Source organism: Labrys sp. LIt4, from assembly GCF_017813775.1.
In the GTDB taxonomy this organism is placed as follows: domain Bacteria; phylum Pseudomonadota; class Alphaproteobacteria; order Rhizobiales; family Labraceae; genus Labrys; species Labrys okinawensis_A.
In genome coordinates, this window is sequence record NZ_JAGIPY010000012.1 from 94,333 (window position 1) to 110,756 (window position 16,424).

17 protein-coding genes are annotated in these 16,424 nt (G+C 64.7%); 12 read left to right on the plus strand and 5 right to left on the minus strand.

The annotated features are described in order from the left end of the window. The 4 genes from J8I29_RS21120 to J8I29_RS21135 all read left to right on the plus strand — a co-directional run bounded on the left by J8I29_RS21120 (position 1) and on the right by J8I29_RS21135 (position 5,185). On the plus strand, positions 1 to 762 hold the full coding sequence (locus tag J8I29_RS21120; protein WP_245197225.1) for a lytic transglycosylase domain-containing protein: 762 nt from the start codon (positions 1 to 3) through the stop codon (positions 760 to 762). A 68-nt stretch (positions 763 to 830) separates the two neighbouring features. Continuing rightward, entirely contained in the window at positions 831 to 1,574 is a 744-nt protein-coding gene (locus J8I29_RS21125) for a glycosyltransferase family A protein (RefSeq protein WP_105864075.1), read from the plus strand. A 148-nt stretch (positions 1,575 to 1,722) separates the two neighbouring features. Then, positions 1,723 to 2,706, plus strand: a complete 984-nt coding sequence (locus J8I29_RS21130; protein ID WP_209433154.1) for a TAXI family TRAP transporter solute-binding subunit — start codon at positions 1,723 to 1,725, stop codon at positions 2,704 to 2,706. Positions 2,707 to 2,821: 115 nt separating this feature from the next. Next, on the plus strand, positions 2,822 to 5,185 hold the full coding sequence (locus tag J8I29_RS21135) for a TRAP transporter fused permease subunit (protein ID WP_209433155.1): 2,364 nt from the start codon (positions 2,822 to 2,824) through the stop codon (positions 5,183 to 5,185). Positions 5,186 to 5,212: 27 nt separating this feature from the next. On the opposite strand, the gene J8I29_RS21140 is transcribed toward J8I29_RS21135, so the two are convergent. Continuing rightward, complete coding sequence (locus tag J8I29_RS21140; protein WP_209433156.1) at positions 5,213 to 6,145, minus strand: hypothetical protein; 933 nt, start codon at positions 6,143 to 6,145, stop codon at positions 5,213 to 5,215. Between the two features lie 12 nt (positions 6,146 to 6,157). After that, a complete protein-coding gene (locus J8I29_RS21145; RefSeq protein WP_209433157.1) occupies positions 6,158 to 7,276 on the minus strand; it encodes a glycosyltransferase in 1,119 nt (372 codons plus the stop codon). A gap of 414 nt (positions 7,277 to 7,690) precedes the next feature. Between J8I29_RS21145 and J8I29_RS21150 the strand changes: the two genes are divergently transcribed. Both J8I29_RS21150 and J8I29_RS21155 read left to right on the plus strand, forming a co-directional pair. Then, positions 7,691 to 8,416 carry an outer membrane protein gene (locus J8I29_RS21150; protein ID WP_209433158.1) on the plus strand — a complete coding sequence of 242 codons (726 nt, stop codon included), beginning with the start codon at positions 7,691 to 7,693 and terminating at the stop codon, positions 8,414 to 8,416. A gap of 104 nt (positions 8,417 to 8,520) precedes the next feature. Beyond that, positions 8,521 to 9,474 (plus strand): GDP-L-fucose synthase, encoded by a 954-nt coding sequence (locus tag J8I29_RS21155; protein ID WP_280870976.1) that lies wholly within the window; start codon positions 8,521 to 8,523, stop codon positions 9,472 to 9,474. 116 nt (positions 9,475 to 9,590) lie between these two features. On the opposite strand, the gene gmd is transcribed toward J8I29_RS21155, so the two are convergent. Next, entirely contained in the window at positions 9,591 to 10,649 is a 1,059-nt protein-coding gene (gmd, locus tag J8I29_RS21160) for a GDP-mannose 4,6-dehydratase (protein ID WP_209433233.1), read from the minus strand. Between the two features lie 191 nt (positions 10,650 to 10,840). On the opposite strand from gmd, the gene J8I29_RS21165 reads away from it, so the two are divergent. After that, a complete protein-coding gene (locus J8I29_RS21165; RefSeq protein WP_105864068.1) occupies positions 10,841 to 11,482 on the plus strand; it encodes a DUF480 domain-containing protein in 642 nt (213 codons plus the stop codon). 407 nt (positions 11,483 to 11,889) lie between these two features. Here J8I29_RS21165 and J8I29_RS21170 read toward each other — a convergent pair whose 3' ends face one another. Together J8I29_RS21170 and J8I29_RS21175 are read right to left on the minus strand one after the other, a co-directional pair. Then, the gene (locus J8I29_RS21170; RefSeq protein ID WP_209433159.1) at positions 11,890 to 12,222 is read right to left on the minus strand and encodes a hypothetical protein; all 333 of its coding nucleotides are present in this window, start codon (positions 12,220 to 12,222) and stop codon (positions 11,890 to 11,892) included. 91 nt (positions 12,223 to 12,313) lie between these two features. After that, on the minus strand, positions 12,314 to 13,057 hold the full coding sequence (locus J8I29_RS21175; protein ID WP_209433160.1) for a LexA family transcriptional regulator: 744 nt from the start codon (positions 13,055 to 13,057) through the stop codon (positions 12,314 to 12,316). Positions 13,058 to 13,340: 283 nt separating this feature from the next. Here J8I29_RS21175 and J8I29_RS21180 point away from each other — a divergent pair, with 283 nt between their 5' ends. The 5 genes from J8I29_RS21180 to J8I29_RS21200 all read left to right on the plus strand — a co-directional run bounded on the left by J8I29_RS21180 (position 13,341) and on the right by J8I29_RS21200 (position 16,408). Continuing rightward, positions 13,341 to 13,508: a hypothetical protein gene (locus J8I29_RS21180; protein ID WP_181161277.1), complete on the plus strand. Its 168-nt coding sequence runs from the start codon at positions 13,341 to 13,343 to the stop codon at positions 13,506 to 13,508. Positions 13,509 to 13,560: 52 nt separating this feature from the next. Further along, positions 13,561 to 13,950, plus strand: a complete 390-nt coding sequence (locus J8I29_RS21185) for a hypothetical protein (protein WP_209433161.1) — start codon at positions 13,561 to 13,563, stop codon at positions 13,948 to 13,950. Positions 13,951 to 14,208: 258 nt separating this feature from the next. Next, the gene (locus tag J8I29_RS21190) at positions 14,209 to 14,715 is read left to right on the plus strand and encodes a hypothetical protein (protein WP_209433162.1); all 507 of its coding nucleotides are present in this window, start codon (positions 14,209 to 14,211) and stop codon (positions 14,713 to 14,715) included. A gap of 512 nt (positions 14,716 to 15,227) precedes the next feature. After that, a complete protein-coding gene (locus J8I29_RS21195) occupies positions 15,228 to 15,593 on the plus strand; it encodes a hypothetical protein (RefSeq protein WP_105864049.1) in 366 nt (121 codons plus the stop codon). After that, positions 15,593 to 16,408 carry a hypothetical protein gene (locus J8I29_RS21200; protein WP_209433163.1) on the plus strand — a complete coding sequence of 272 codons (816 nt, stop codon included), beginning with the start codon at positions 15,593 to 15,595 and terminating at the stop codon, positions 16,406 to 16,408. The genes J8I29_RS21195 and J8I29_RS21200 overlap by 1 nt, the downstream gene beginning before the upstream one ends. The last annotated feature ends 16 nt before the right edge of the window (positions 16,409 to 16,424 follow it).

Genomic DNA, 16,424 nt, shown 5'->3' on the forward strand with positions numbered 1-16,424 from the left:
TTGAGAAACCTTGAATTTGCGCTGGCCGGCTGTTTGACAATCGGCTTCCTCACCTTCCCCGGTCTGGCACAGGCGCAGACACAGGTCCAACAAGCCCCCTCGCAGGCCGTGGCGGTTGCAGCGCCCGGCCCGGTCCTCAAGGCCAAGGCCAAGCTCGAAAAGCGCGCCAGGCGTACCGGCACCACGCCCGCGGCCGTTGCCGCCGCTCCCGAAGCGGTGAAGGCGGGCGAAACCACGCTTGCCGCCATCCCCCTGCCGCCCACCCGCCCGCGCGACATAGCGGGGGCCAGCCTGGCGGTTCCCCCCGCGCCCGAAGCCGAGATCCAGACTGCCAGCATCCCGACGGCAGCACCGGCAGCCGTGCAGAAAGCCGCCGCCGAGCCTTTGAATCTCAAACCCATCGGCGATGTCGATTCCCTCATCACCAAGCACGCCGCCCGCTACAACGTGCCCGAGAGCCTGTTGCGCCGGGTGGTCAAGCGTGAAAGCGGCTTCAATCCCGGCGCGCGCAACGGCCCCTATCTCGGCCTGATGCAGATGCGGCTCGATACCGCCCGCGGCATGGGGTATCAGGGCGGCGCCGCCGGCCTGTTCGACGCCGATACCAACCTCACCTATGGCGCCGCCTATCTCGCCAATGCCTGGCGCGTCTCGGGCGGCAGCCCGGAGCGGGCGGTGCGGCTCTATTCCAGCGGCTATTATTACGAGGCCAAGCGCAAGGGCATGCTGCCGCATCTGATCAAGGGCAAGCCCAGCCGCTGAGGAGGCGCCTTCTCCGCGCGTCGGGGAAGGCTTTTCGATCTCCAGTGGCACCTCGCACCAAAACCGACATGTCCCAGCCTGAACTCAGCATCATCATCCCCACCAAAGACCGGCCTGAACTCCTGCAGCGGGCGCTGGCCTCGGCACAGGCTCAATCCTTCCGGGATTTCGAGCTCGTCGTGGTGGATGATGGCGACGGCAGAGGGGCGCGGCTGGCGGAGGACCTCGGCCTTGATCACCTGCAGGCCCTGCTCAGCGGGGGCAGCGGCCAGGTTCCGGCCCGCAATCTCGGCGTGGCCGCAGCGCGAGGCCGGCGCATCGCCTTCCTCGATGACGACGACTGGTGGGCAGAACCTGACCATCTCGAGCGTATGCTCGCCAAGTCCGACAGCCGTGGCCTCCTCTATGCCTCCGGCCGCATCGTTGCCGAGGGCCAGCGTGCCGATGCCGGCAGCGAACTCGCCTTCGAGGCCCATGCCGATGCCGAAGCCATCCGCCGCGACAACCGCCTGTTGGTGTCAGGCGTGATCTATCCGCGCAGCCTGCACCAGAATCTCGGCCCGTTCGACGACAAGCTGCCCTATTACTGGGATTGGGACTGGTATCTGCGCCTGTTCGCCGCCGGCGTGCCATTCTCCGGCCCCCAGGGTAATGCCGTGCGCATCTCGGCCAGGGACGACAGCGTCTCGGCTGCCGTCAATCTCGCCGCCCGCCAGGCCAATCTCGGCCGCCTGTCCGCCAAGCACGGCCTCGGCCAGCTCGTCCTGCGCAACCACGAATCGATCGCCAGGGAGGGCGGCCGGCCTTCGTGAGGAAGATCCGCCGGGCCTCCCATCCTTCCCATGAAATGCCCGCCGATTGCCGTAGCGTTTCGGCAAGCCGGCGGAGCATGCTTGCAGATCGGCGATTGCTCCCTATGATCTGCCTCAACCATAACGAACATCATTCAGGGAGATTCACATGTCCGCCATGCTCCTCAACCGTCGCGGCCTGCTTTCCGCCGGCGCCGGACTTATTTTGACGGCCCTCTCGGCGCCTGCAAGGGCCCAAAAGCGTATTCGCATGGTGGTCGCCACCGGCGGCACTGGCGGGGTTTTCTATCCCTATGGCGGCGGCCTCGCCAAAATCTTCTCCGAGAAAGTCCCCAATCTGCAGGCAACGGCCCAAGTCACCGGCGGTTCGGTCGATAATGCCAAGCTGCTGCATGCCGGCGAGGCGGAGCTTGGTTTTTCCACCCTCGATTCCACCTATGACGCGATTAACGGTCTTGGCGCCTATGAGCAGGACGGCAAGCAGGATGTCGCGGTGCTCGCCGTGCTCTACGATTCCTTCCTGCATGTGGTGGCGAGCAAGGATGCCGGCATCAACCGCATCGCCGATCTCAAAGGCAAGCGCGTTTCCATCGGCTCGGCCGGCTCTTCTACCGAGTCGATCGCAGATCGCGTCCTGGCCGCGGCCGGGCTCGATCCCAAGACCGACGTGACACGCGACAATCTCGGCGTGGCCGAATCGGTCGGCGCGCTGAAGGACGGCAAGGTCGCCGCCTTCTTCTGGATCGGCGGCGTACCGACCTCGGCTGTGCGCGACCTCGCGACCACCGGCCAGCCGCCGATCTCCTTCATCCCGGCCGATGCGGAACTCGCCGTGGTCGAGAAGAAATATCCCGGCCTCTACCGCCCCTTCCTCCTCAAGAAGGATGCCTATGCCGGCTTGAGCGGCGATGTCGCGGGCCTCGGCATCGCCAATGTCCTGATCGTCTCGGCCAAGGCCGAGGACAGCCTGATCACCACCATGCTGGACGGCCTCTTCAACAATCTCGACGAGGTCCACAAGGTGCATCCCGAAGCCCGCAAGCTCTCGCTTGCCACCGCCGCGACCAAGACGGCCGTGCCCTTCCATCCGGCGGCGGAGGCCTACTACAAGGCCAAGGGCGTGCTGAAGTAGTCCCTGGGATCGCCGGCATCCCTTCGGCTCTTTCACTTGCGAACGCGGCGGTTTCCAAAGGGGGCTGGAAGCCTGCGATCCCGGAAAGATTCCCCAGCAAAGTCAATCAGGCTCCATGCGTGAAACCGAAACCAGGGTCGAGCTGACCGAAGAGGAATTCGAGCGGCTCTCCTCCGACAATGAGGGCGGCCCGGCGACGCATCTGTCCGGCTGGCTCGGGCGGGTGACCGGCCTTTCGCTCTTCGGCCTCTCGGCCTATGTGCTCTACTGGACGCAATTCGCCGTCAACACCACGATCTACCGCGTCAGCTTTCTGGCCATCGTACTGGCACTGGTCTTCGCTCTCTTTCCGCTGGTGCGTGACCGCACGCCGCGCCCCGCCTCGATCGAGGAATGGCTCGCCGGGCTCATCGGCGCTCTCGCCTGCCTCGCCTTGGCGCTGCAGAGCGGCATCTTCGCCCGCAGCCTGCCGGCGGCGTTGCAGCTCCTCGTGATCGGCCTGTGTTTCGCCCTGATGCCGTTGGCGACACGCAGCCGGCTGCTGATCGACACCCGCGTGCTCGACTGGATCCTGGTCGTGCTCTGCATCGGCACGGCGCTGGTGCTGTGCCTTACCATCGAGGACTACAAGGCCCGCCCGACCCGCCCGACGCCGGAAGAACTGGTACTCGGCGGGGCGCTGATCCTGCTGGTCCTGGAAGCGACCCGCCGCACCGTCGGCTGGATCCTGCCGGCCATCGCCATCTTCTTCCTGATCTACTGCTATTTCGGGCCCTATATCCCGGAGCCCTTCGACCATCGCGGTTTCTCCCTGCAGCGCATCATCGGCCAGAACGCCCTGACGCTGGAGGGCCTGTTCTCGACGCCGCTCGACGTGGCTGCGACCTTCATCATCCTGTTCACCATCTATGGTGCGGTGCTGGAACGAGGCGGCGCCGGCAAATTCTTCATCGACTGGGCCTTCGCCCTGTTCGGCAAGAAGCCCTCGCCCTCCGCCCCCGGCCGCGCCGTCGTGACCTCGGGCTTCCTGCTCGGCACGGTGTCGGGCTCCGGCGTCGCCACCACGGTGACCATCGCCTCTCTCGCCTGGCCGATGCTGCGGCGCTCGGGCTATACGCCCAACGTCGCCGGCGGCATGCTTTCGGCGGCCGGGATCGGTGCCACCCTGTCGCCGCCGACTCTCGGGGCTGCGGCCTTCATCATCGCCGAATATCTCAATGTCGACTATCTCGACATCCTGATCTACGCCACCATTCCTACCTTACTATATTACCTCTCCTGCTGGCTGATGACGGAGGCCGACGCCCGCCGCCTCAAGGTCACGCCGGTGAAGACCTCCGACGCTTCGCTGTGGCAGCTGACGGTGAGCGAGGGCTATCACTTCCTCTCGCTCGGCGCGATCGCCGTCTTCCTCATCCTCGGCTTCACCTCCTTCCTGGCGGTGTTCTGGTCGATCGCCATCGCCTTCGGCCTGTCGATGATCCGCGAGCACAGCCGGTTGGTGACACCGCGCGCCTTCGCCATCGGCGTGATCGCGGGCCTCGCCGCCTATGGTTTCGGCGTGTCCGGCCTGTCGGCTCGGTTCGGCCTGGTCAACCTCTTCGACGGGCGCATCTCTGTGTGCGTCTTCTGGGGCATGGCAGCGGCCACGCTCGCCTCCGGCCTCGAAGCCTGGCTGGCCCTGCGCGCCGGGCGCGCACCCGATCCTGCCGCCACGCGCATGATCGAGGCCCTGATCGACGGTTCGCGCTCGGTACTGGGCATCGCCTCGATCTGCGCCTGCGCCGGCATCATCGTCTCCGTCGTCAATCTCACGGGTCTTGGCCTGACCATCTCCTCGATCATCGTCACGCTCGGCGGAGGCGAACGGGTGGTGGTGATCATCCTCGCCGCCATCGCCATGTGGATCCTCGGCACTGCCGTGCCGGTGACGGCGAGCTACATCATTGCGGCCGTGATGCTGGTGCCGGCGCTGACCGGCGTCGGCGTGCCGGAGCCGGCCGCCCATATGTTCATGTTCTACTACGCGGTGCTGGCGGACGTCTCTCCGCCGACGGCACTGGCGCCCTTCGCCGCGGCAGCGATCACCGGCGGCACGCCCTTCCGCACCATGATCCAGGCCTGGAAATACACGCTGCCGGCCTTTCTGGTCCCCTTCATGTTCTGCCTGACGCCAGACGGCCTGCGGCTGCTCATGCTCGCCCCCGGCGGCGGCTGGCCCGCCGATCTCGCTGAATGGCTGCAGGTGCTGCTGACCACCGCCACCTCCTGCCTCGCGCTTGTCGGCCTCGCCATGGGCGCCACCGGCTATGCCCTGCGCCATGCCAATGCGTTCGAACGCATCCTGGCCACCATAGGCGGCGCCTTGCTGCTGGCTGCCGATGCCTGGGCCGATCTCGGTGGAACCGCCTTCCTCGGCGCGGCCCTGCTGCTGCATTGGCTGCGCGTGCGGTCCACCCTCGGCGAAAGGGAGGCATAACGCCTTCACCATCGAGCATGACTTTGCCTATTCCGCCTCGGCCCGGGTGCGTTCCACCAGCAGGCGGGCACAGGTGCGAAAGGCATCGAATTCCGCCGTCAGGTCTTCGACTCCGAGGCGTTCGCGATAGCGATCGGCCAGCTTGCTGGAAAACATCCAGGTGCCTCCACCCGGATTGACCTCGATGATGTAGAGCTCGCCGGTCTGCGCCCGCAGGATGTCGCAGGCCTGCAGCGCCACTTCCGGCATGGCCCGGTAGGCCTGCGCCGCCAGGGCGAGGATGTCGGGCTCATGGGTGGCGTAGACGAAATTGTCCGGCGGTGCCGGCATGAAATCGGCCACGTCATAGGTCTCCCTGCCTAGGTCGAGCGCCAGCGGCCTGGTGGATTCACGCCCGAAGGTGAAGATGGTCTCGCCGAACAGGGTCAGGACGCGGCAAGTCATGGCATGCCCGCAATCGATGAATTTCTGCGCGATCATCGGTCCCTGCCGCCCGGGATGGTCGGGCGGATAGTCCTCCGGTGGCCGGTAGCGCACCTTGCCCCTGTGCTGGAGTTCGACCCCCTGGCCCCAGGATGCGAAGGGGTAGGATGGCTTGACCACGACCAGGGGACCGTAGGTCTCGGGCGAGAGCACCGTGTCGGGGCGGATCTCCTCGAAAGGCGGTACCGGCACGCCGGCCGTCGCCAACCGCTGCACCTCGGCGAGTTTCGACATCGGCTGGCCCTGATAGATCCTGCCCCTGTCCGGCTTGAAGCGCTGCAGCCGGATCGGCGAGAAGATCAGGGCAGGCCGCGCCGCAGCCTTCTTGCGCGTATAGGAAGACGGGGCATCGTTGGAAGCGATGAACACCTCGATGTCCGGCGCCATCTCCTGGACGAAGCCCTTGATGGCCTCGAAATCGGCGACGCTTTGCCAGCCCTGGCTATGCACCAGCACGAGATTGCGGGTCGGTTCCATCCGAAATGGCCCTCACTGGTCCACAGGCACGATGCCGCCAAAGGCCGCAGCTTTGACGCGATAGGCCAGCACGCCGGGCGCGAGGCGCGAGGCTTCGGCGAAATATCCGCCCGCCTCGGTATGCCGGCCAAGATCGAGACAGGCCAGCGCCGCCAACTCGCAAGCTTTGTCCGCGAACAGGGCCCGATCGAAGGCGAGCCAGCCGTCGGGTAGCCGGTCCGGATCGATGCCCCGCAGGAATTGCGCGACCTCGAGGGCCTCCTCCGCCTGGCCGATCACAAGGAGAGCATGGCCCTTGAGGAAATGCAGGGCATAGTCGTCGGGTTCACGCGCCAGCGCCGAAGCGATCAGGCCGGTGGGGTCGCGTCCTTGCCGCAGTTCGGACCGCACCAGAAATTGATGGAGCAGGCTCGCGGTCGCGCTGCGATTGTCGTCGTCCTGTCCCTCGGCCCGTTCGAGGCCTTGCCGGGCGGCCTTCTCCGCCTCTTCCCACCGGCCGAGCCCGGCATAGGTTTCGGCCAGATGATGCCAGTAGAACAGCCGGTCCGGATCGCCCGGCAGGGCCTGCTCCAGCAAAGCCAGATTGCGCGGATGTTTGTGCGAGATGTCGCCGTCATAGCCCAGATGATCGATCTCGACATCTGTCTGCACCACCGGCCAGCCCTCCAGCCGGCCCACCGCCTTGATGGCAGGTACCGCCGTCTCGTGGATCATGCCTGCGAAACGGATACGCCGATCGGCCCGGAACAAGCGCCATTCGCGATAGCGGGTGAAATTGGTCTTGGGCCGGAAACGGACGAAACCGGCGACGGCCACGGGATCGATATAGTCCGCAAGGCGGCCGCCCCGCGGCAAGCCGAGGCGCTCATCGGCATCGATATAGAGCACCCAGCCGGTTCGAACATGATCGAGGCCGAAATTGCGGGGGCCGGCGAAGTCGCCTCGCCAGGCCTGGTGCAGAAGGTGCACGCCCGCCTGCTCGGCGATTTCGATCGTTCCGTCGGTCGAACCGGTATCGACCACGACGATCTCATCGACCCTGCCTGCCAGCGAATCCAGACACCCCGGCAGGAAGCGGGCCTCGTTCTTCACGATCATCGCCGCCGATATGGTCACCCGGCCGTGCATCATGACAAGTCCAACGTCCTGGATAAAACAAAGCCTCCGATGCGACATTATCCGTCACCGGAGGCTCGGCATTGAGCAGTGCGCCATTCAGGAAACCGATAGTTCAGCTGTAGGTAGGAGATCGGGGGCTGTCAATCAGGCTGCACCGACAGAGATCCTTTGTTTTCCTCGCGAATCATCACCAGAAATGCGTCTCGAACCATTATTTCGAGCCCTTTTGAGCCGCGAGAGGTAGCATTGGGTTGTCGGTACCGGAATACTGTAACCCATCCGCCACATCTCGTGGCGAAAATGTGGCGGACACCCGACACGCCGGGCAATTCCTTTGACTTGGAATCACGGCTCTCCCATAGCTTCGTACATAGGAATGTTTCGGTGTCGGACGAGACTCGGTACCGGGCGAGAACGGGGGGCATCATGTTCAAGGCAGTTTTCGCACCGACCGTGGTGGCCGTGGCCCTCTTTGCGGGTGCCGTCAACGCTGCCGACCTGGCGCCCCAGGCCGTCGAGCCAGTTGCTCCAGCCTACACGCCCTTTGACTGGTCCGGTCCCTATATCGGCCTGCACGCCGGTTATGGCTGGGGTCGTGAAAGCGACAATCATTCTTCCGAGAATGGCCCGATTTTGCCGACCAATATCGCAGCCGATCATTTCGACATGAACGGCTTCGTCGGCGGTGCCCATGCCGGCTACAATTACCAGATCAATCAGTTCGTCGTCGGTGCCGAAGCCGATATCGACTACGCCGACGTCAAGGGCAGCCATCGCTACAACTATGCTGGTGGTTCCTGGACTGGCCGTCTGCAGATGAAGAGCGAATGGCAGGGTTCGGTTCGCCTGCGCGCCGGCTATGCCTTCGACAACATCCTGCTTTATGCCACCGGCGGCGTCGCGTTTGCGCAAGGCAAGCTGTCGGATCGGGGGCAGCTGTTCGGCAACGCCTACGGTACCAGCGACACCAACACGCATGTGGGCTGGACCATTGGCGCCGGCGCTGAATATGCCTTCACCCAGAACTGGATCGGGCGCGTGGAAGTGCGCTACACCGACTTCCAGAAGAAGCGCTATGTGGTCACGGATCCAAGCGTCAAGGCCGGCTGGACCCAGACGACCGCGACGGTCGGCGTCAGCTACAAGTTCTGATCCGGTCAAACGGATTTCGACGGGAACCCGGCTTATGCCGGGTTTTTGTTTTTGGGGTCCTGCTATAGAGGAGGCAGCCGAAATCGAAACGGGGTGTGATCTCCATGATGTCGCTGGAAGGCAAAAGGGTCTGGGTCGCCGGCCATCGCGGCATGGTCGGTGCCGCCCTGATGCGGCGGCTGCAAAACGAGGGGTGCACCCTGCTGACGGCCGGCCGGGCCGAGCTCGACCTCAGGCGGCAGGCCGAGACCGAGGCCTGGATCGAGCGAACGCAACCCGAGGTGATCTTCCTCGCCGCAGCCAAGGTCGGCGGCATCCTCGCCAATGCCAGCCTCCCAGCCGATTTCCTCTACGACAACCTCGCCATCGAAACCAATGTCGTGCATGCGGCCGCGCGAGCGGGGATCCGCAAACTGGTGATGCTAGGATCGAGCTGCATCTATCCCCGGGAAGCCGCCCAGCCGATCGATGAAGACCAGCTCCTGTCAGGCCCGCTCGAGCCGACCAATGAGTGGTATGCGATCGCCAAGATCGCCGGACTCAAACTGGCCCAGGCCTATCGGCGCCAGCATGGCTGCGACTTCATTGCCGCCATGCCTTGCAATCTCTATGGCCCGCACGACAATTTCGATCTGGCGTCGAGCCATGTCCTGGCCGCCTTCATCCGGCGGGTGCACGAAGCCAAACTGCAGGAGGCACCCTCCATCGAGATCTGGGGCAGCGGCACGCCCCGGCGCGAATTCCTGCATGTCGACGACTGCGCCGACGCTTTGGTGCGCCTCGCCAAGACCTATTCCGACGAGAAGCCGATCAATATCGGAGCCGGACAGGACATCACGATCCTGGAACTGCTGGAAGTGGTGAAACGCGTCGTCGGCTATGCTGGTGGCACCAGGCATGATCGCAGCAAGCCGGACGGCACGCCGCGCAAGCTGATGGATTCATCGCGTATCGCCGCGCTTGGCTGGCGCCCTCGCATCGGACTCGAGGAAGGCCTCGCCGAGACCTATGCCTGGTACCTTGCCGAGGAGAGCAGAGATAGGTCTGCGGAGCCCTAGAGCAAAGCGCGTTCAAGCGTGAACGCTAATTTGCTCTAACTCATTGTTCTGACGCGTCTTTGCGATTCTTGGTGACTCCGTCCAATCGCAAAACGCTATAGCTTTCTCGGCCCGTCTCATCCAGCCCTATTATTGCCGCGCTCGGCTTCGAGATCGGCGGTCATCATCTCCGTGACCAGCGCCTCGAAACTCGTATGATGTTGCCACCCTAACATGCTTCGCGCCTTGGCGGCATTGCCGACGAGATGGTCGACTTCGGTGGGACGGAAATAACGCGGATCGATGCTGACGAGTTCGCGCCCGCTGGCCCGGTCGACCCCCCTCTCCTCCAGGCCGGCGCCGATCCAATCGAGAGAGCGGCCGACATGAGCGAAGGCCCGCTCGACGAAATCGCGCACCGAATGGGCCCGGCCCGTCGCGAGCACGTAATCATCGGGTTTGTCCTGCTGCAGCATGCGCCACATGCCCTCCACATAGTCGCGGGCATGGCCCCAGTCGCGCCGGGCTTCAAGATTGCCGAGATAGAGCCTGTCCTGCCGGCCAGCCTCGATCGCCGCCACCGCCCGGGTGATCTTGCGGCTGACGAAGGTCTCGCCACGCAGCGGACTTTCGTGATTGAACAGGATGCCGTTCGAGGCGTGCAGGCCATAGGCCTCGCGATGGTTCACCGTGGTCCAATGGGCATAGAGCTTGGCAATGGCATAGGGGCTGCGCGGATTGAAGGGCGAGCTCTCGTCCTGCGGCTGATCGCTCCGGCCGCCATAAAGCTCGGAGGTGGAGGCCTGATAGAAGCGGCAGCGCCCTTCCAGCTTGAGAGTGCGGATCGCCTGCAGCAGGCGCAGCGGCCCAACCGCATCGATGTCGGCGGTATATTCGGGCATGTCGAAGCTGACGCGCACATGGCTCTGTGCCGCCAGATTGTAGATCTCGTCGGGCTGCACGGCATCGACCACCCGTACCAGGCTCTGTCCATCCTGCATGTCGGCATAATGGATATGCAGGCGCCGTCCCTCGACATGCGGATCCTGGTAGATCGCATCGAGCCGCGCCGTGTTGAAGGAGGAGGACGGCCGCTTGATGCCGTGGACCTGATAGCCTTTCTCCAGCAGCAGCCTGGTGAGGTAATAGCCGTCCTGGCCCGTCATGCCCGTGATGAGCGCCGTCTTGCTACTCAAGCCCCTGCCGTTCATGCCGCCTCCCTCTGCCGGCATCCCCGTCGAAGAGGCAGCCAACTTGTGCCTCCGGTATGGATCAGAGCACACGCCCCCGCAAGCCGCAGAAGGAATGCCTGCTCGCCAGTTGAGTTATGATCGGTGAGCGGGTAGCACTCGAAGCCGATCCCCTTGCGCAAACAGGCTGCCTTCGCATGTCCCAGGAACCGCCCTTTCTCAATGCCATGGAAGCCCGCGTCTTCGGCTGCCTGATCGAAAAGCAGTTGCTGACGCCGGACGCCTATCCGCTGACGCTGAACGCACTGCAGGCCGCAGCCAATCAGAAGACGTCGCGCGAGCCGGTCATGGCCCTGGAGCCGGGCGAGATCGGCCACACGCTCGCGACGCTGGAACAACAGGGGCTGGTGCGCCGCGCCTTCGGCTCGCGCGTCGAGCGCTATGAGCATCTCGCCGGCCAGCGCTTCAACCTGACCAAGCAGCAATCGGCCCTGCTGGCGGTGATGCTGCTGCGCGGCCCCCAGACCCTGAACGAGTTGCAGACCCGGACCGACCGCATGGCAAGCTTCGGCTCGGCCGACGAGATCAGGCAGGAGCTCGATCTGCTCGCCAGCGCCCGCCCGCCGCTGGTCAAGGAAATCGGGCGGGCGCCGGGCCAGCGCGAGGACCGCTTCGCCCATCTGCTGTCGGGCGATGTCGAGGTCTCCATGCTCGCTGCCCCGGCTCCGCGCCCCGCCGCAGCGTCCACATCGGCCATCGCAGAACTCGAGGAGCGCGTGCGCGCCCTGGAAGAGCAGGTTGCCGACCTCAAGGCGCGCCTCGACGCCGTGGGCGCCTAGTTAGGGGATGCTGCCGCTGGCGGCGATCCAGGACGATAGTATTTGGCAGGGCCAGCAGACGCAGACTCACGCCGGATAGTCCCTCTTCGGGTGAATCAGTTGGTTCTCGCCATCTTCCATCGCTTCCCGACCGAGAAATTCGGCGATCCGTGTGGCAAGGTCTGAATACCAGCCATAGCCGGACGGGCTGTCGGTGCCGACAGTACTACGCGATCGAACAACGGAATGAACGCTCCGTTGCTGCCCCATCCACCGGAGCCGGTGATCTTGACGATGAGCCCGTCCACCCAGGGCTTTCCGCTGCGCCGCTCACATCAAGGCCCAACCCTGGCGCATTTTCTGGAATAGTCGACAGATAGTTCGATTGGAAATCGCCTCACCCCAATATGGTTCCGCTTGCGCCGGCCTCACGCCGCCTCCCGGCGATCACGGGCGCGGTCATAGGCACTCGGCTTCTGGCACCAATGCCCTTCCACGGCCTCGGCGATCAGGGCCCCATAGACGGCGTCGATGACGAGGGCGTTGCAGATTTCGTCAAACCAGGGATCGCCCTCCCTCAGCGTCGTAAAGGATGCCTTGCGCTCCCTGGGATTCCAGACGTTGAGCTTTATGCTGTCGAAGCGCATCGCGGTGGGGGAGAGACCGAAGCCGATGTGAGCGGCGCCATCGAGAGGCCCGGCAAGCAGGCCGCCGATCTCCACGAGATGAAGCTCCTCGAAGGCCAGGGTATAGTCGGACATGGCTGACATCTCCCATTACGGCAAGCCCCGTGGCTCATGGGAACAATGTTCCCAATATGGGTACATTTTGTCAACCCAAGCTGTGACGAAATCAGAAAAAATGCCAGCCGGCGACGACCTTGCCGACGATCTGCAGCTCATCCTCGCTGCGGGCGATCTGGACATGGCCACCATTGTCGCTGATCACCCGGATGGTGTTGTCGCCGAGGATCTTGGAGGTTTCGATACGCTTGGCCTGGATGTCGCCCCAGCGGTCGCGGATGGCATAGATGCCATCGGGCGAGGGGATGCGGTGGCGGGTATCGATGATCAGCGGCGTGCCCGGTGCGATGGTCGGGCGCATGGAATCGCCCTTGGCCTCGATAATCAGCAACTCCCCCGGCTTGGCGCCGATTCCCCGCAGGAACCAGGGCGGGAACACCCACGCATCAGGCTTGACCGCGTCCCGCGTCTCGATCTTGTCGCCGTCGCGGTAATAGGCATGCGCCACCTGCCCGCCGCCCCCCATGCCGGCGCGGGCGTCGACCTCGACGATGCCATTGCTGGGAATGCGCGGCGGCGCATCGGGATCGAGCGGCTCGGGCGCCTCCGGCTCGAAGAAGCCGTCGGGCTGGTGCTCGTCGGGATCGAAGGAGGCGAGTTGCAGGCGGTTCGACATCAGATCGCCGGGATCGACTTTCAGCGCCGCGGCGGCCCGCACGATCCATATGTCCGAAAGGCGCCGCTCGCCCCGCTCCAGCTTCACGAGCTGGGTCCGGGTTGTACCCATTGCCCGGGCAAGCGCTTCCTGTGACAGGCCCTTGGCGGTGCGCAATGTTTTGAGATTGTTCCCCATACGGGTACGATGCCTCAAAAATTACAGTGTGGCCAGCGTTATTTTTGGGAACATCCTCCTTGCCTGATGTACCCATAATGGGTACATTCGAGTCATAGCCATCGCTCGCCCCAACCGACTCAGGACTAGTGACCTCGAGGAGGCGGTATCTCCCGGCAGGCAGTGCGGAAAAACAGATCAGGCAAGCGCCTTGCGCGCGCCGCATCGCCTCCCGGAAATCCGGAGGCGTCCCGCGGCGCCGTGGCGGACCGTGGCTCGACGACAGCAAGAAGGAGGCCGCCTCATGCAGCAGCCGGACGATCCGGGCATTGCCCACCACGACATCGCAGCCGACGCACGGCCGGATGCAGCTCCCGACGGTGGCAGCCGGCTGCTTGCCCTCGCCCTGTGCGCTCTCTCCGGCGGACTCCTGGCCGCAACAGTCAGCCTGGTCGCTGCCTGGCTGCGATGAGCGCCCGCCCTCCGGCTCCCCTTTTCCCCCATCCCTTTCATCGGAGATCCACATGGCGATGCCGAACAGCAAGCCCCGGCACTATCGTGCGGCGGACCAGCTCGAAACCGCGCGTGCCCTGCGCGCCAAAGGGGCCAATCTGCGTCAGATCGCCCGAGCCCTCGGTCGCAATCATCGTGCCGTGGTCGCCCTCCTGGCCCAGCTCGGCCCTTCCCAAGGCGAGAGCGAGGAGACGAGCGAGCAGGATCGCCAGGCGCAGGCCTATCGCCGGGCAGCCCTGCAGCATCTCGACGACATCCGGCGCGAACACGGCTTCGACAAGCGCTGGGAAAGCTACGCCCTGCGGTCGGAGACGGCGATGCCCCTCGACAGCTGGCGTGCCCTCGACTTTTCTCCCATCGGCTCGCCCGCCGAGATGTGTGCCGGCTTTCTCGAGCGCTGAAGCAACCGTGATCGGCAACGCCGTCATTCCCGGTGCGGGCAAAGCGGCGGGGAAGACAATCCAGGGGTCGAGCGCCACTGCCGTGTGGTCCTGGATCCCCTCCCCTTCAATGCGATCAGCCGGGGCGACACCTCATCCGCACTGAGGGGGTGTTAAATTTATAAGCCGACTTAATAACTTCGTCGACCACGATGCGCGATGTTCGCCTCTTTTTTGCTTTTCCCCTCGATCCTTTCTCTCATCAGGAGGCCGCCCCAAATGCGCCCCTCTCCTTTCTTGAAGATCCGTCAACGCGAACCGTCGGGCCGGCTCCAGCGCGAGAGCGTCGCCGAAATCACCGCCACGGCCACCCGGAACCGTATTCGCGTGGGCGTCCGGCCAGGGGACGCACGCAGCCAGCTCGCCGGCTCCGTGTTCGGACGGCTCTGCCTGCAGCAAGAGATCAATGCCCGGCAATATGAGGCGGGCTGCCGCTTCGGCGTCACCGTGGTTCGCTACGCCAAGGTCATGGGCTTTGCCTCGCTCAATCCGCGCTCGCTCGATATGCTGATGCCGGGCGGCGGCGGTCATGGCGAAGAGGCTGGCGATGCCGAGACGATTGCCAAGGTGCGCCGGTGCTATGAGGACATGTTCACCGCCCTTAACGATGCGCCTGACGGCAAGCGCTATCTCCGAGCTCTCAAGACCTGCATCCTGCAGGATCAGCACGCCGAACTCGGTGATCTGCGCTGCGGATTGAATATTCTTTGCCGACTATGGGGTTGACGCCGATCAGCCGATATGGCAAATTGAGACTATGAGAAAACGCGCCCGGCCGAAAGGTCTGGGCGTTTTTTTGTGCCCTGCGCTCGCTTTGGCGAAGAAGCTCGGCCTCCATCCCCTAGGAACTCTTTCGTCGATAACACGCATCAAATCGGCCCGGCCCTTCTCATTGCCGGGCTTGGCCGGCCCTCCAGCCTGCCTTCCAAGCATCGCAACCGGAGCTGACCCGCCCGGTCCTGCAACACTGTGACCCACTGACCACCCGCCAGAGACTGTCGGCCCCTTCCCGGGGCCGCCGCCCCCCAGCGTCCTTACGCCACGCTCGAAGGTGCGACACCAACTCCCTGCGGGCACGCTGATCGCAGCCACATGCGAGCCTGTCGCGAGACCATTCCGCTTCCGGCGAATGCAATGGTTCCGGGTCCTCGCCGGCCCCCCCCCCATCCTTGAACATGTCCCATCCCCCACCCCCGCCTTCGGCGGGGGTTTTTTGTTGCCCAAATCGGAAGCCCCGCATGCCCAATCCCTCCGGCGGCCCCGCGCGCGCCGCCCTTGCGATCAACTGGCTGGCGCTCGCCAGGCTGTTCCGGCGCGCCCGCGGCGGCGAGGCCGCGCTCAAGCTGGCGCTCGCCTATCACAACGTCTTCGATATCAGGAACGAGGACGTGCAGATCGTCCTCGCCGACCTCGCCGACTACACCGGCTTCTACCGGGTGAACGGGGAAGGCATCCCACCCGACGACCGCGCGTTTTCGGATGGCAAGCGAGCCGCCTTCGGGCGGCTCTTTCGTTTTCTCAACCTGACTGACGAGGAGAAGGCCGCGCTGGTGCAAGCCGCGCGCACCGAGGCCATCGCCAGTTCCAACGAGGGCATCATCTGATGATGGATCCGGCAAACCCTGGGGCCGCCATGGCGGGAACCCCGGCAGACGCCACCGTTCCTCCGGCCAATGACGGGTCGCCGGCCGGCGGCGCGACAGACTTCCTTGCGGGCCTGCGCAATGCAGAAAGCCGGCAATGGGTCGAAAGCAAAGGCTACAAGGCGCTTGATCCCCTGGTCGAGTCGGCGCACCACGCCGACAGGCTCCAGACGGAATACAACGAGCTCAAGGCCAGGGCCCTCATACCGCCGGCCGCCGATGCCGGGCCCGAGGAATGGCAGGCCTTCCATGCCAGACTCGGCCGGCCCGAGACGGCCGAAGGCTATGAATTCCGCATGCCCCAGGGCCTGCCCGAGGGTTTCGCCTATGACAGCGACAGCGCCGGCGCCTATCGGAACTGGGCACATGAGGCCGGCCTCACGCCGAGGCAGGCCCAATCCCTCCACGATCGCTTCGTGCAGCACCAGGCCGGGCAGCAATCGACCTATGTGCAGGCCATCGTGGAGCGCGGCGAAGCCGCGCAGGCAGCCCTGACCAAGGCCTGGGGCGACAGGAATTCGCAGGCCTTCCGCCAGAATGTCGAGTTCGCCGATCGCTTCATCCGCCAGAACGGCGGCGAGGCGCTGATCGGCGAGCTCAAGTCGAACGGGCTGTTGTCGCCCGACGGCTATGTGCTCTCCCCCGCTCTGGCCCAGGCCATGGCGCGGGCGGGCCGGGCGCTCTACGCGGAAGACCAGTTCGCAACCGGCGGTGTGGCGGCTCAGTCGAGATCGGCAGCCGAGACCCTTTATCCGGTCGATCCGTTCCGGCGGTGAGACCTTTTTTCAAGGA

What these genes read in the sequence shown, in the direction of transcription:
- J8I29_RS21125 (WP_105864075.1), top strand. Translation starts at nt 831, where the DNA reads ATGTCCCAGCCTGAACTCAGCATCATCATCCCCACCAAAGACCGGCCT.
- J8I29_RS21130 (WP_209433154.1), top strand. Translation starts at nt 1,723, where the DNA reads ATGTCCGCCATGCTCCTCAACCGTCGCGGCCTGCTTTCCGCCGGCGCC.
- J8I29_RS21135 (WP_209433155.1), top strand. Translation starts at nt 2,822, where the DNA reads ATGCGTGAAACCGAAACCAGGGTCGAGCTGACCGAAGAGGAATTCGAG.
- J8I29_RS21140 (WP_209433156.1), bottom strand. Translation starts at nt 6,145, where the DNA reads ATGGAACCGACCCGCAATCTCGTGCTGGTGCATAGCCAGGGCTGGCAA.
- J8I29_RS21145 (WP_209433157.1), bottom strand. Translation starts at nt 7,276, where the DNA reads ATGATGCACGGCCGGGTGACCATATCGGCGGCGATGATCGTGAAGAAC.
- J8I29_RS21150 (WP_209433158.1), top strand. Translation starts at nt 7,691, where the DNA reads ATGTTCAAGGCAGTTTTCGCACCGACCGTGGTGGCCGTGGCCCTCTTT.
- J8I29_RS21155 (WP_280870976.1), top strand. Translation starts at nt 8,521, where the DNA reads ATGATGTCGCTGGAAGGCAAAAGGGTCTGGGTCGCCGGCCATCGCGGC.
- J8I29_RS21165 (WP_105864068.1), top strand. Translation starts at nt 10,841, where the DNA reads ATGTCCCAGGAACCGCCCTTTCTCAATGCCATGGAAGCCCGCGTCTTC.
- J8I29_RS21170 (WP_209433159.1), bottom strand. Translation starts at nt 12,222, where the DNA reads ATGTCCGACTATACCCTGGCCTTCGAGGAGCTTCATCTCGTGGAGATC.
- J8I29_RS21175 (WP_209433160.1), bottom strand. Translation starts at nt 13,057, where the DNA reads ATGGGGAACAATCTCAAAACATTGCGCACCGCCAAGGGCCTGTCACAG.
- J8I29_RS21180 (WP_181161277.1), top strand. Translation starts at nt 13,341, where the DNA reads ATGCAGCAGCCGGACGATCCGGGCATTGCCCACCACGACATCGCAGCC.
- J8I29_RS21185 (WP_209433161.1), top strand. Translation starts at nt 13,561, where the DNA reads ATGGCGATGCCGAACAGCAAGCCCCGGCACTATCGTGCGGCGGACCAG.
- J8I29_RS21190 (WP_209433162.1), top strand. Translation starts at nt 14,209, where the DNA reads ATGCGCCCCTCTCCTTTCTTGAAGATCCGTCAACGCGAACCGTCGGGC.
- J8I29_RS21195 (WP_105864049.1), top strand. Translation starts at nt 15,228, where the DNA reads ATGCCCAATCCCTCCGGCGGCCCCGCGCGCGCCGCCCTTGCGATCAAC.
- J8I29_RS21200 (WP_209433163.1), top strand. Translation starts at nt 15,593, where the DNA reads ATGATGGATCCGGCAAACCCTGGGGCCGCCATGGCGGGAACCCCGGCA.